We start from the raw sequence: 14059 nt of genomic DNA, 5'->3' as shown, positions 1-14059 counted from the left end.
CCTTAAGCTTTCTTCTTCACCGGTGGGACACCTGGACGCTGTTGTGGTTTACCTTGTGGTGGTCTTTGTCCTGGCTTTTGTCCCTTTTGTGGTGGACGATTCTCAGGGGCCTTTGGCGGTGCTGCCGGCTTTTGTCCTGGCGCTCCTCCACTAGGAGTATTAGAAAATAAACCTCGTGGGATATTATAACCTTGTCTTTCTAGTGTTTCGATAAACTTAGGAATAAATCCTGTTGCTTGATGGGATCCAATAATCTTCCCATTCTTATCAATATCTTTTTGTTGAAATAGGAAAATATCTTGTAGTGTTACGACATCACCTTGGATTCCACCAATCTCTGTAATATGGGTAATCTTTCTTGAACCATCATCAAGTCTTGATGCCTGAATAATAAGGTGAACTGCATTAGCAATCATATCGCGAATGGCCTTTGGCGTAAGTCCTGCTCCTGCATATTGAACAAGGGTTTCAATTCTTCCAATACACTCTCTTGGATTATTAGAGTGAACCGTTGTAAGCGAACCATCGTGACCTGTCCCCATGGCCTGTAACATATCAAGAGTTTCACCACCACGACACTCACCAACGACAATTCTTTCGGGACGCATTCTCAGACACTGCTTAACGAGACAGCGAATATCAATTTCACCATCACCTTCAAGTGACGGAGGTCTTGTTTCAAGTCGAACAACGTGCTCTTGAGGAAAACTAAGCTCGGCAGAGTCCTCACAAGTAATAATACGCTCGTTTGCTTGAATAAAACTTCCTAAAACATTTACAAGTGTCGTCTTACCAGAACCGGTACCACCAGAGACAATAATATTCTTATGCCCTTCAACGGCAATTCTCATAAAGTCGGCCATGTTCTGAGTAATCGACCCGTATTGCACAAGGTGCTTATGAGTTAGCCTTTCTTCAGGGAATTTACGAATTGTAATACAACACCCATCAATGGCAGAGGGTGGGATGATAGCGTGAACCCTTGAACCATCATGTAATCGAGCATCAACATATGGAGTCTTCTCATCAATACGACGACCAATAGGTGCTACGATTCTTTCAATTACATTTAGAACTTGTCTATCATTGGAAAAGGTCACTTTTGAAAGCTTAACCTTCCCATCTTCTTCATAATAAATTTTACTAGGGCCAACTACCATAATCTCAGAAATAAGTGGGTCAGCAAGGAGATCCTCTAAAGGACCAAGACCTAGGGCCTCATCCAAAATCTCCTTAACAATACTATTCATTTCATCGCGATTATTAACAATTCCCTTAGTATCTTCTTTGCCAAGAAGCTCAATAACAATCTTCTTTGTTTTTTCTTTTAGAATAATTTTAGCTTTAGGATCGTTATCATCATCTTTTGAGAGATCCATCTCTTCGACAAGGGCCTTATGAATTCGAAGTTTTAAATCTCTCCATGAATTGGCCTCTGCACCAGTTGCTGAACGCTCTTTCTTTACACCCACACCCGATGGTTTATTTAGCTTAGCAAGCTGATTGAGAATTCCCTTACCATTAATAGTACGAGTTAACTCGATAATACCTTTTGCAAAAGCACTATTCTTTGCTGCCAGCATGATTGGCTTCTTTTGATTTAAGGCCATTGCACAAGTTTGATCATCTTTTGGAACTTGAGCTAATACTGGCCTTCCCACAGACTTACCTGCAACATCAGCAGAGACTGGATGACCTTTTTGTGCCTGATTAAAGACAAAATGAATCATCTCTTTTGGAAACATCATGGTAATCAGTTCTGAAACCATGCGCTTTGTTTGATTAAGTGCTAAAAGATCCGGTGTAATAACCACAAGGATCATTGTAGCGTGCTCTAAAGCTTTAGCTGTTAAATCATTAATCTCAGTTCCCACATCAATTATCGTAGTGGGATACATATTTTTTGCAGCTTTTAACACCTTACCAGCGTTATCAACACTCATCCCTTCGGTTGCAACGGGATCATTTGGCAAACCAATATAATGAACACCACTTGGATGCATATTAACGAATGGTTGGAAGGAGCGAGGATCGATATTCCCATTAAAACTGAAAAGATCTTTTAAGTTCTTATTAGTCTTTATTCCAGTTAGAAGATTTAAATCTCCACTGGCCTTTTGATCGAAGTCCAATAAAAGTGTTTTTGAGCGTTTTTCACCACTAAAAGCAAATGCTAAATTCGTGGCGACCTGTGACTTACCGACACCGCCTTTACCACCAATAACTGCTATAATATGACCTTCGGCCATTATGGCCCCCTCTTTCTAAACTTTCTTTTTATATCCTCAGTTCCAGTTGATGCACTTTCAATAATCTCAGGAGTAATAAAAACAACAAATTGTTCCTTTGACTTTGAAACATCTTTTGAACGGACAAATGAGAATAATGAAAATGTCTGAACTGATGAGTCAGAGTCATCACTCTGAGTACTTGAAACACCATCTGGAGGATCTTTATCGTATTCTGTTGCTGTCTTATTAATGGAAATACCACCTACAACAGCTGACTCTCTTGATTTAACAATTAACTTTGTATCTAATGAATTTGTTTGTTTATCTGCACCTTGTGAAGAAGAAACACCTAGGACAATATCGAGATTGATCTTCTCTTCTTGAAGAATCTTTGGTGTTACGTCTAAGTTAAAGCCAGCTTCAATTACTTTTGCCTGTTGAAACTCTCCAGTACCTACCGCAACATTTCTTTCTGAACCTTTAGAGAGCTTGGCTTTTTCACCATCTTTTGTAATCACCATTCCAGATTGAACAATACGTGCATATCCAGCGGCCTTAGCAGAACTTAGCTTAGGAAATAATTGATTTATTGTTCCACCGAAGTTTCCACTTGAAGAAGTTGTAATTGTTCCCCCGTTTTCACCACGGCCAAAAATAATCTGACCACCAGTGGTTCCAACGCTTGGATTCCACTTAAAGCCAAAGACTCGATTATAATCTTTAGACAACTCGACGAATTGAGCTGTAATCTTAATAAGCTTTGAAGGCTGAGGTGGTTGTGGTTTTCTATTAATTGCAAGAAAGTTTTTAATAATTTCATCACGACCCAACTGTTGAACCGAGTCAGTACGTCTTGCTAAACTCTCGATACGATCCGGTAAATAAGTGGCCGCAATTTTCACTGCAAGAGCACTTTCTTCTTCTGAATTTACAATCCCTTCAAGTAGATAAGAGTTATTAAAAAACCTAACTGTTACATCTTTTAAATTATTACGACGTAATCCTTCTTGCATTTCTCGAGAAATAATCAAATAGGTTTGAGGTGAAACTTCAACTAAGTTTTTCACATCAGGGTAATCTTCTAATACTTTTACAATTCGACCAATATCACCTGGAACAATGATCTTTCCTTCAACAAAGACTTTTCCACCACGAAGGTTAATTTCAAGCCCTTCAATTGGCCCTAATTGCTCTTTAATTTCAGAGATAAGTTTTGACTTTTCTGTTGCTGTTACCGTAACAAGGTATCTCTTTTTGATAGCACCAAGGCGATCTCGAACTGTCACGGAAGTAATACCAGGAGCCTCACCTTTTAAAACAAGCTCACTAGTTCCTGCTGCTGTATTTACAGGTTGTACTTTTAAGATTCTTTGATTTGCAACTTGAACACTTCTTGAAGTAATACGAAAGTCTATTGGAAGTACTTTATCAATACCCAGAACAACTTCGACTTTTTCTTCTTGTACACCAATACCTGAAGAGCTTTGCTGCGCAAAACTCATAAAAGTCATTGAGAATATGATTAAGATTTTAAATATATACATTAATTTTTCTTCTTATACTTTTCATTAAAGTAAGCTCTTGCCTCGTTACGATCTGCATCTGATAAAATATCGTATAGCCTTGTTCCTTCAATTAGTTGTTTCTCTCCATCATTAATATTTCTTAAAGTTAAGATCGGTTTATTTGATTGGAAGAGATAAAGGTGTGTTAGCTTTTGTGCTTGGAATGGACTTAATTCAAGCGTTACTGTTGTATAATTTGAATAAGTATTAAGCTTCATTTTTCGAACGACATCGGCCGTCTTTACACCAATGAGTGGAATATTATTAGATACACTTTTACCTGTTGATAGAACTCTTACATCTTGTAGAATCGTTACAATTTTTTGACGATCCATTCTCGCTCCACCAGTGTAATCCATCGGTGCAAGTACATCGACACGATCACCTGGACGAATAAGTTTTCCTACAGAACTTCTTTCATCAACTTGGAATGCGATGGCCCTCATACCAACAGTAACTTCTCTAGAAAGTCCAGTACTCTCTCCTGGATAAGTTACACGAGGTTTTGTGATTTGCTCCCCTTTTAAAATAGGAACAGTGGCAATTGTATTTTCAATTTCTTTAACTGTTTTAAAACTTCCGGGTGCTAAGAACTTCTGAGGAACAGTTACAATCGAAACCTTCGTTTCATCTAGTAGATCGAACTCTCGAATATCTTCTTTTGCAACGAGAACAGAACTCATTGTTCCGTACTTTTTAATTAGCGCTGACTGCTGGTCTTCAATATATGTATGGACCATAAACATTGCGACCATTGCAATAACTAGGGCCAGGGTAAAAGCTCTTGTATTCATAAAACATCCTGCTTTACTTAGTTAAGTAATCAGTTAATATTTTATCAAAAAACAAGGAGTTGGTGGCCAAGAGGCATTTTTGGCTACTTCAAGTGAGGTAATTCTACTTGAAATTACACGACGAATTTAGTGTGGCAATACCAGGATCTGTATTTCTAAATAAAACATCACCTGTTTTATTAAATGTTTCTCCGCAAACACCAAATAAAGTGAACACTTTTATACATGTCGTATCCTCTGGATCACCTCTATCTTGACAATTTTCCTCAGCTGCTGGGGCCCATGGCAGTGTTGGGATTTGAAAAGTAGGAGCTATCGGACTTTCTCCACCAGCGCCACCCATTTCATCACTCCAACCAATCATAAAGTTACCAAGTTCACTTAATGTTCCATTTAGTCGATTAATATCGAAATTTCCGGATGCATCAGAATTTCCTCGCATAATATAGAAAGTATAAGTACGAGCTGCTTTATTGTGATTAATTGCAGTGTTAATGGAGTTACCGATTGTGATCATCATTACAACTAGGTAGAGAAGGATAGGAATGAATATCATGGCCTCAAATAATGCCTGACCTTCTTCATTGTTGAATATGTCTTTGTAACTATTCTTCTTCAATTAACATCCATTATCGTAAATTGTTGTCAGTGTACTTGAACAATTTCCAGCGCCACTTGCTGTCGTAACTTCCGAAAACGACTGACAAACACGCACTAGGCATTCTCTAATGGTGGGCTCTTTTCCCAAAAATGATTCAATACGAAAGCTCATATCGATATCACCAGTTAAAACCTTCATTAGAGAAAACTTTGTTTTATAATCTAAGTAAGTACCTGTTAAAAACCAGTCTGTTGTTTGTTTAGAGTTGAACTTTAAAGCACAGTCAGGACCACAATTAACAACATTATAAGATTGAAAAACCTGGTTTGCCTTTGAGCGTGCTAAGCTATCACCAGGTATCTTATTATCTGCAACAAGGTATGCACGAGAGGCCATAAAATTTGCATATTGTAGTAAATAAGAATGCGTAAAGTTTAGGCCAATTTTAGCAAACACAAAGAAGAAGGCGATCACAAAAGTGAATGTCGATAAGAATTCAATCGTCGACTGACCTTTATTATTCTTTGATAAATTATTCATTATAAGGCTCTCTTGGTGAGAAGAAATGCGTCTGCCCTTTTGCTTCATTATAATATAATGGGTGTCTTGGATTTGAGTAATTACTTCCATAACCATCTACAGTTCCCTTCGTTCCATAACGAGCAGAGTACTCCATTGATCTTGCAAGTGTCCCAAACATACCTTCACCAATCATGTCCTGAAAGGCATCACTTTTAAATATTGTCATGGCAAAAGTCGTGACGACAACAAAGAGCAGAATATACTCTACTGTTGATTGCCCCTTCTTATTTAGAAGTAAATGAGTTCTTTTATTTTCCATCCTAGAAAAATCCATGAAACTAGTATAACAGGAGCAAATGCAAATTTCTTCCCAAATATACGTTTTATCTGAAACAGGTTACCTTCTTTGAAAGCCTTTACTATAAAATCCCAATTCTTGAGTATATTAGTAATAAATACGGATAGCCCCACAATCACTGTAACAACGGCCAAAGAGATGAATGCTTGTTCTTGAATTTCAACAGGAATAATAAGAAACAAACTTGCTAAATATTTCGAGTCTCCCCCTCCCATTATCTTTAAAATAAAAAGAAGAAAACCGGCACAAAATATCCCCAATGGAAAAAGAAAAGTTTGAACACTTAGGTTATAAGAATTTGGAAAAAAGAATAACAACACAATAAAGAGAAAGATATTACCAATTGACCATGCATTGGCTATTTTTCTTGATTGAATATCAATATAAGAAATATAAATTAATTGAACGAGAAGAAAAATAAAAACACTAACTGGCATATCGAATTACTCATTTCCATTTACAAAAGGTGAATGCCAGCAACCTCTTGGGCATGCTCCAGTAGAGAGTTCTTGCGATAAATGAAATGCAAAACTTTTAAAGAAGCCAGTAGTATACGTACCAATCCCTCTTGCCATAGCAATAGAAATTCCCGCAAAGAAAGCTAAGATAAATATATACTCGATTAAAGCCTGACCGCTTTGTGACTGACGTAACATACTTAATATTTTACATTAAGTACGACTTTGAAGTTGGTGAGAAAGATTTTCCTCCGCTCCCTAGAAGAAACTGGGGAGCGGGGAAATATATTAATTACCGCCTTGGAGATCTTGCAGTAGATTAGATGTATTACCAAATACACCATCTGTAAGCTGTTCAATCCCTTGAGAAGCTTTCTCTCTAAACTTCATAACTAACATCGCAGCAACAGCAACAAGTAAGATATACTCTGTTGATGTTTGACCTTCTTCGTCTTTAAGAAACGCTAGTAAGGTTTTCATTGTTGCACTCCTTTCAATTAACCCCAAACGTGGGGACAAAACTCAGTAACTATCTCAACTTTTCGGCTGAAATGGCCCAGAGCTTTAACTTTTCTTAAGTTTATTTTAACACCTCGCATCCACAGGGCCTAATATTTTAGGTTTATGTTCATAAATAACTGAAAATACTATCGTCAAGGTGATTTAAATGTGCCTATTTCTGTTGCCGTTTACAAATTTCGGGTATAATTTATGGGTGAGCTAGATGGGCATCTATAAAGTTGTTTCGCCCTACAAAGCTTAGAAAGGAAGCGGTCACTGGTTACGGTGAGCAGGCCCATGAATCAGTGGGAAGCCTAAAGTGATTATCACTGCATCCACCTGTCACATGACGGGCGGAAACTTTCAAATCGCTCATCTAGCTCATTCACATCTCCAAAATGCCCTTTATTATTACTCATTTCAAAAAAATCTTTTCAAATCGCCAATATCTAGTAGAATTTAAGTTATGGATATTACAAAATTCGAAAGAAACACGGAAGTATCAACGAAATGGATCGAAAATCTCGCTCTTGAAGAGATCAATATGGATGAGAGCGGTGTCGTAAGTTTCAATGATCATTTAAACCCAGCTTTTCAGCTAGAAGAGTCATCTGTTAATTTTATGAATAAATTAAGAGATCTCTTTGAGATCTATGTCCATAAATTCAATGAATATCGTGGTGACACTAATACGATTAAAATCTTTAAGATTGCTAATACGATTAATGACTTCATGATCTATCGCAACTCACTACGTCTTATTTTTGCTAGAAAGTCTGATGATTTAATTTCAATTGGGTTCTTAGCAAATGGAAAAGACATCTTTAGTGCCAGAATGAGTGAATCGCAAAACCACGGAGCAGGAAATCTTCACGAAATTCGCGCTCATATTGGTCCTTTTAATCAAATTACATGGCGATTTGAGAATGAAGAAGTTAATTGTGATGCATTAGTGAAGCACTACCTTAGTGAATTCATAAAATTATCTGCAAGATAGACTTAAATATAGTTGATTGAATCCTTAGACTCTGATGCTTCTTTGTTATCAGCAAGCGTTCGCATTTTTTGCGCAGAATACTCAAGTGATTCTTCAACCGTTGGAAGTCTTAAGTGAAGATAGCCTTCGGCATTGGCAATATTCATATTAAAGTTTAGATAACCACTATGATTATCTCCAACTTTAGCACTGCTCATAATCGGATAAGGCCATTTTCCTGAACTAATTAACTTTGCAGGTTCGTGAAACTTTTCACAATATAGCTTTCCAAATGCATAGGTCGACATAAAGTCAGATGAGCTTATTTGCAATAATCTATTTTTAAGCTTTCTTTCAATACAGATTTTTATAACCATCCCTAAGTAGTCCACATCGAGAAAGCCTGTCTTAACATAATCATCGAGTTCAAACTCCTCTCTCAAATGTAGCTTATACTGTATCTTTTCAAAGAGATTTCTTCGAGTGTGCACGCCACCACGACCGTATAATCGACACACGCGAAAGATTAAATAGTTTAAAGATGATTTTTGAATATAAAACTCAGCAGCTGCTTGAGTCTTTCCATATGTAGTTGTCGCATCAGGAATATCAAGTTCCATATATTCATCAGACTCACCAGAGAAAACAAAGTTGGAAGAAAGATAAACAACTTGAGACTTATAGCGCTGACAAGAATCTGAAACGTTAAATAGACCACTCGTATTCAATGCGTCGGCACTTCTTTCAGAAAGTGCGCAATCTACAATTGACGACTTCCCTACAGCATATATAGTGATATCTGGCTTAAAAGTATAAAGGACAAGTTGAACTTCTTGCTTATTTAAAACATCACAAGGCAAAGTCGTAATTCCCCTAATTGATACGGGGTTTTGACAATATGTCCCCACGACTTTGTAGTCTCTTTTGAAGAATTCCGCTAAAGATGATCCTACAAAAGAAGAGATCCCAAAGATTAGAATAGTCTTAGGTTTAAGTTCACTCATAGTCTTTATTATAAGGGTAAGATGAAAAAATTGATAAGTAGAAATAAGAGGAGGCAACTATGTCCTATTCAGGACCATAGTCGCCTATATGATTGATTTATCCAATTAGTTTTAATGCCACATTCGGCACTTGGTTTGCCTGTCCAAGAACAGAGGCTCCCGCCTGAATAAGGATGTTATTTTTGGCCATATCTGCTGTTTCCTTGGCCACGTCCACATCTCTTATTCGCGATTTAGCTGCACTTAGGTTCTCATCGCTAATTCCCAGGTTGTTAACAGTTGACGAAAGTCGGTTTTGGAGCGCACCCATATTTGCACGCTGCCCGTTGATTTCAACCAACGCATCATCAAGTTTCTTAAGAACGGATTGAGATCCTTCTTTAGTTGCGATACTGTCAGCGGCAAGCCCAAGAGCGGTAATTGTTGCGTCTGATCCTGCTGCGTCGTACGTGAGTCGATCGAGCGTTGGATCATTGTGAATCCCGACTTGAAACTCAAGTCTACCACCTGTTCCATCCAGTAGCTGAACTCCGTTAAAGTTAGTCGACTTAGCAATTCTGTCGATCTCTTCTTTAAGCTGTTGGAATTCGATGTCTGAAAATGATCGTTCAGTATCACCGATCGTGTCAGAGGAAGTCTGCACTGCAAGCTCTCTAAGACGAATGATAATATTTGATACTTCATTTAATCCACCTTCTGCTACTTGGACAAGAGAGATAGCATCGTTTGCGTTTCTCTTTGCTTGTCTCATACCTCTGATCTGCGCTTTTAAGTTTTCACTAATTGCCAGTCCAGCGGCGTCATCACCGGCCCTCGTAATACGTTCACCTGATGATAGTTTTCTTAAGTTATCTCCAACTCTTTTATTTGTAAGTGACATTGCTCTTTGTGCTGCGATTGATGCCACATTTGTATTAATTCTGATTCCCATGATTAGTCTCCTTCAATCATCATATAAACCTCCTGTTTGATAATTGAGCGTCCAGCTCAATAAATTCGTTAATAATTAAATAATGCTTCTACGGATAAACCAATCATTCCTCTTGTATTGTATTAACAAGCAAATCAAGGTTGCAGTCTGTCATTGCTTTTACTTAGCTATCCAGTAGTTTGCATATTGACTCCGTTTAAATTAGTTTTAAATCACTTTGCCATCCGGCGATCTCAGGGTTTATTACCCTTGAGATGCTGCCTGGATTAAGCTTAGTGCACTATTTGTACTTGTGTTCGCTTGCGCAAGAACCGAAGTACCGGCAGTCATTAAAATATTTTGTTTCGTTAAGTTTGCAGTTTCTGCTGCGACATCTGTGTCTCTTACACGAGAGTTTGCTGCACTTAAGTTTTCAATCGACGTTGCGATATTGTTTACCGTTGATTGAAGTCTGTTTTGAAGGGCACCAAAGTCTGCTCTAATACCAGAAACTGAAATAATTGCTTGATCGATTGATGATAGAGAGTTCTGTGCAGAAATCTTATCAGCAACTGATGCAAGGTTAAGACCTAGGGCAGCGACGTTAACATCTGCTGATGAAGCGTCGAATGTTAGACGGTCAGATATAGGGTCATTACGCGTCCCGATCTGAATATCAAAAACTGCACCTGTACCATTTAGTAGTGGTACTCTATTGAATTCTGTTGAGTTAGCAATACGATCAATTTCTGATGTAAGTTGCTCAAATTCAACGTTAAGAAACTTTCTTTCTGTTGAACCGATAGTATCCGAAGCGGCTTGTACAGACAGTTCTCTAAGACGGATTAGGATGTTTGAAACTTCCCCTAAAGCCCCTTCAGCAATTTGAACTAAAGAGATCCCATCTTCTGCGTTTCTTTCTGCTTGTCCAAGACCTCTAATTTGTGCCTTTAAGTTTTCAGAAATCGCTAGACCTGCGGCATCGTCACCTGCTCTGTTGATTCTTTGACCTGATGATAATTTTTCTAGAGATTGTTGCATACCAAGACGTGTTCCACGTAGGTTCCTCTGTGCGTTTAGAGATGCAACGTTCGTGTTAATTCGTAGTCCCATTCTATCCTCCTTGACTGGGTACCGACAAGATTCCTTCCTGTCAGTCAGCTGAAATCCATACAGCTGTACAATTGTTACAACTCCTTATCGCTAGAAATATGAAACTCTTTAGAAAAAATTTGTCTAATTCTTATACGAACTTTTTTGCCTAGTTAGACAAAGAAGTCAGTATTAATAGGCTTCGAGGAAAGCGGAGTATTTCACTCAACATCAATCTTCAAAAAAAATGTAAAATAAATAGACATGATTTTCACGAATTTAAAGAAACATTCACAGTACAAGAGCGAAGTTCTAAATGAAATCGAAGATGCTTTTCAATATAATGAAGAGAATTCTTTCGCTATCGATTTTCATCAACTTATAAAAGATAGTAATCTTGAAAATTGCCACTTACTTCTAAATGATAATAGAGAGCTGATTGCTCATATTGGAGTTCGTCCCGTAACACTACATTATAATGATGCAAATATTAATGTACTTCTTCTTGGGGGAATCTTTACAAAGAAGGAATTCCAAGGTCAGGGGCAATTTAAGAAGTTATATGAATATATATGTAAGCTATATAAAGATAAGTATTCAATGATTATTCTCTGGTCTGATAAGAATGACTTCTATCAAAAGCTAGGCTTTCGCCAATTCGGGCTCACTTCTGTAATAGGAGAAAAGACTGTTACTGAAGAAGAGATTATCAAAAGAGGTTATCAAAAAGACAATATTGCAAACTATAGTGATTCTCAACTAAGTCAATTAAATGAATTATATAATCAGTCTTATAAGAATACGATATCGATAAAAAGAACACTAAATGATTGGAGAGATATCAGGCAAATATCTTCAATGAAGCTATTTAGAAATAAAGATAATAATGAATATTTATTTTTTGAGAAAGGACAGGACTTAAAAGGAATAATTCATGAAGTTTCTTTTTCTTCTAATAAAAAAGAATTAAAGAAATTTAAGCCTCTCCAACTTCTTAATCCAAGCACATTGGATGAAGATTCTTTCTTTATTCATCTCGCCTGGGGAAAAATTATTAATGAGGATATATTTTCAAAGTTTATCCACAAGTTAAGTAAAGGGTCTATTGAGATAAAAAGAGATGAGCTTAAAATCGAAACGAGACCTTATCAAATTGATCAAAATGAAATCTTAACAATCTTATTTGGACCAGGAAAAGCTCAAGAGATTGACCATCTATTACCTTCTATTTACATAACTGGTGCTGATAGTATCTAAACTATTATCGATGCCTTAGTGAACCGTAGCCAATTGAAAATAATGAAGCGGCCCATAAAACTAACGTAATCGTTGGATAATCTAAGAGGTCACGATTTGTTAAATAATGTTGGGACACAAAACTTTTACCTGCAAAAAAGAGAATTCCACCTAGTATGTAAAATGACAAAAGGCGTACTGAACTAGCAACAGATAGAATTGGTTTCCAAATTCCTTTATGTCTTACTTTAATTGCGTAATTATTTTTAGAGAACTCTTTTAAAAACCATTTAAAGTGACGTGGTATCACTCGCGAAGCTCCTAAAATATCTTTTGCGATCCACATCCCATCTTCAACAAAACTTTCTGTTGAAAAGCTTTCTTGAATGATCTCATTAATATCTCCCTCTAAAAGATTAAAGATATCAAAATCAAGATCTAATGACTTCCCTACACCATCTAAAGTTATTAATGCTCGGAAGACGACAAACCACTCTCTTGGTAAAAAGATATGATGTTCTCTTAAAGTTGTAATTATGGAACGAATGATAAGAGCAAAGTTTGTTTGCTGAATTGTTAATCCAATCTGAGGTCCAATTGCATTCTTTATATCGACAATTAATTTATCAACATCTGGCACATCATTATAAATAGCGACATCTAAAAACTCATAAACGAGATTTTCAAAATTCTGCGTTAAGATAGCATAAATAATTGCAATAAAGTTCTGACGGCCTGTTTTTGATAAGCTCCCAACTAGTCCAAAATCAATCAGTGCAATTTGATCATTTTCTAAAAAGAAGAAATTCCCACCATGAAGATCAGCATGAAAGAATCCTTCGTTAAGAAAACAACGCATAAAGATACTTAAACTTTCATCTATTTTTGGCTCTAAGCGAGAGATGTGCTTCTTTATTTCAACTGAATCACTAAAAGATATCCCCTCTATCAGCTCCATTACAAGAAGATCTTCAGATGTGTACTCGTTATAAACTTTTGGAAGATAGAAAATTTCTTTCTCATCATATTTAGCAATAACTTTCTTAAGCTTCTGACAGTTCAAGGCCTCAACATTAAAGTTTAATTCACTTTGTAATGAATATGAAAAATCTTCTAAGACATTAGAGAAGCCAAGAAACTTAATTTCATCTGTTGCTCTTTCTGCTTGATTGGCCAGAAAAATAAGAATTGAAAGATCTGTTTCGATTAGCCTATCAATTTTTGGTCTTTTAACTTTTAAAACAACTTTTTCGCCTGTTAAAAGCTCAGCTTTATAGACGAGACCAATAGAGGCCGTACCAATTGGTTTATCTTCTATTGACTTAAATATCTCTTCGACTTTCTTTCCAAGTGACTCTTCAACTTCTTTTTTTACACTTGAAAAAGGCAGAGGCTTAACTTGATCGCGAAGCTTTTTCATATGTTTGATAAAGTCTTCATCAAATATATCTTCACGTGTACTTAATAGTTGTCCAAATTTAACAAATGCAGGTCCCAACTCTTCAAAGCATAACTTTAGACGATATCCCATAACATCGCCCCAAGAGTTATCATGCTCTGGCAATTGTCTTACTTTTTCACTTTTTTTAGGAAAAACAAAATTTGGAATAATATTTAGAACATTCTGTGAAATAAATTCATCTAGTCCATTCTTAGCAAAAACTGTTGCAATCTCCCTTAATCGAGAAATATTTCTAATGGTTTTAGTAATCTTAAAACTAGTTGTAATTAGCCCCACACAATATCCTTTCTTAAAATTATAGTATTTTATCACGCTAACGACAAAAGGTGCATAGCCCTATTGCCAGAAA

At 36.7% G+C, this 14059-nt stretch carries 15 protein-coding genes and 1 other RNA gene; 3 read left to right on the top strand and 13 right to left on the bottom strand.

What is annotated here, in order from left to right; genetic code table 11:
- Positions 1 to 2: 2 nt before the first annotated feature.
- From BALOs_RS00990 to BALOs_RS00950, 9 genes are all read right to left on the bottom strand, one after another.
- Positions 3 to 2249, bottom strand: a complete 2247-nt coding sequence (locus BALOs_RS00990) for an ATPase, T2SS/T4P/T4SS family (RefSeq protein WP_120404060.1) — start codon at positions 2247 to 2249, stop codon at positions 3 to 5.
- A complete protein-coding gene (locus BALOs_RS00985) occupies positions 2249 to 3775 on the bottom strand; it encodes a pilus assembly protein N-terminal domain-containing protein (protein ID WP_114706179.1) in 1527 nt (508 codons plus the stop codon). Before BALOs_RS00985 ends, BALOs_RS00990 begins: the two co-directional genes overlap by 1 nt.
- Positions 3775 to 4590, bottom strand: coding sequence for a Flp pilus assembly protein CpaB (gene cpaB, locus BALOs_RS00980; RefSeq protein ID WP_114706178.1), 816 nt, complete (start codon positions 4588 to 4590; stop codon positions 3775 to 3777). The genes BALOs_RS00985 and cpaB overlap by 1 nt, the downstream gene beginning before the upstream one ends.
- A gap of 103 nt (positions 4591 to 4693) precedes the next feature.
- Complete coding sequence (locus tag BALOs_RS00975; protein ID WP_114706177.1) at positions 4694 to 5209, bottom strand: hypothetical protein; 516 nt, start codon at positions 5207 to 5209, stop codon at positions 4694 to 4696.
- A complete protein-coding gene (locus BALOs_RS00970) occupies positions 5210 to 5731 on the bottom strand; it encodes a hypothetical protein (RefSeq protein ID WP_114706176.1) in 522 nt (173 codons plus the stop codon).
- Positions 5724 to 6032, bottom strand: coding sequence for a hypothetical protein (locus BALOs_RS00965; protein WP_114706175.1), 309 nt, complete (start codon positions 6030 to 6032; stop codon positions 5724 to 5726). Before BALOs_RS00965 ends, BALOs_RS00970 begins: the two co-directional genes overlap by 8 nt.
- The gene (locus BALOs_RS00960) at positions 6002 to 6508 is read right to left on the bottom strand and encodes a prepilin peptidase (protein WP_114706174.1); all 507 of its coding nucleotides are present in this window, start codon (positions 6506 to 6508) and stop codon (positions 6002 to 6004) included. Before BALOs_RS00960 ends, BALOs_RS00965 begins: the two co-directional genes overlap by 31 nt.
- Positions 6509 to 6514: 6 nt before the next feature.
- Positions 6515 to 6727 (bottom strand): Flp family type IVb pilin, encoded by a 213-nt coding sequence (locus tag BALOs_RS00955; protein ID WP_114706173.1) that lies wholly within the window; start codon positions 6725 to 6727, stop codon positions 6515 to 6517.
- A gap of 90 nt (positions 6728 to 6817) precedes the next feature.
- On the bottom strand, positions 6818 to 7009 hold the full coding sequence (locus tag BALOs_RS00950) for a Flp family type IVb pilin (protein ID WP_114706172.1): 192 nt from the start codon (positions 7007 to 7009) through the stop codon (positions 6818 to 6820).
- Between the two features lie 234 nt (positions 7010 to 7243).
- Between BALOs_RS00950 and ssrS the strand changes: the two genes are divergently transcribed.
- A non-coding RNA gene (ssrS, locus tag BALOs_RS00945) (6S RNA) lies at positions 7244 to 7417 on the top strand.
- A gap of 79 nt (positions 7418 to 7496) precedes the next feature.
- On the top strand, positions 7497 to 8027 hold the full coding sequence (locus BALOs_RS00940) for a hypothetical protein (protein ID WP_114706171.1): 531 nt from the start codon (positions 7497 to 7499) through the stop codon (positions 8025 to 8027).
- A 2-nt stretch (positions 8028 to 8029) separates the two neighbouring features.
- Here the strand turns inward: BALOs_RS00940 and BALOs_RS00935 are convergent, their stop codons facing one another.
- The 3 genes from BALOs_RS00935 to BALOs_RS00925 all read right to left on the bottom strand — a co-directional run bounded on the left by BALOs_RS00935 (position 8030) and on the right by BALOs_RS00925 (position 11033).
- Positions 8030 to 9010 (bottom strand): sugar nucleotide-binding protein, encoded by a 981-nt coding sequence (locus BALOs_RS00935; protein WP_133296891.1) that lies wholly within the window; start codon positions 9008 to 9010, stop codon positions 8030 to 8032.
- 97 nt (positions 9011 to 9107) lie between these two features.
- Complete coding sequence (locus tag BALOs_RS00930) at positions 9108 to 9941, bottom strand: flagellin (protein WP_114706169.1); 834 nt, start codon at positions 9939 to 9941, stop codon at positions 9108 to 9110.
- 243 nt (positions 9942 to 10184) lie between these two features.
- Positions 10185 to 11033 (bottom strand): flagellin, encoded by an 849-nt coding sequence (locus BALOs_RS00925; RefSeq protein WP_114706168.1) that lies wholly within the window; start codon positions 11031 to 11033, stop codon positions 10185 to 10187.
- 243 nt (positions 11034 to 11276) lie between these two features.
- Between BALOs_RS00925 and BALOs_RS00920 the strand changes: the two genes are divergently transcribed.
- Positions 11277 to 12269 carry a GNAT family N-acetyltransferase gene (locus tag BALOs_RS00920; protein ID WP_120404059.1) on the top strand — a complete coding sequence of 331 codons (993 nt, stop codon included), beginning with the start codon at positions 11277 to 11279 and terminating at the stop codon, positions 12267 to 12269.
- A gap of 4 nt (positions 12270 to 12273) precedes the next feature.
- On the opposite strand, the gene BALOs_RS00915 is transcribed toward BALOs_RS00920, so the two are convergent.
- Entirely contained in the window at positions 12274 to 13986 is a 1713-nt protein-coding gene (locus BALOs_RS00915; protein ID WP_120404058.1) for an AarF/ABC1/UbiB kinase family protein, read from the bottom strand.
- Between the last annotated feature and the right edge of the window lie 73 nt (positions 13987 to 14059).

Source organism: Halobacteriovorax sp. BALOs_7, assembly GCF_003612895.1.
Lineage (GTDB): Bacteria > Bdellovibrionota > Bacteriovoracia > Bacteriovoracales > Bacteriovoracaceae > Halobacteriovorax_A > Halobacteriovorax_A vibrionivorans.
Note: the sequence above shows the minus strand (reverse complement) of the source record. Positions and strands in the feature narration are given on the sequence as shown.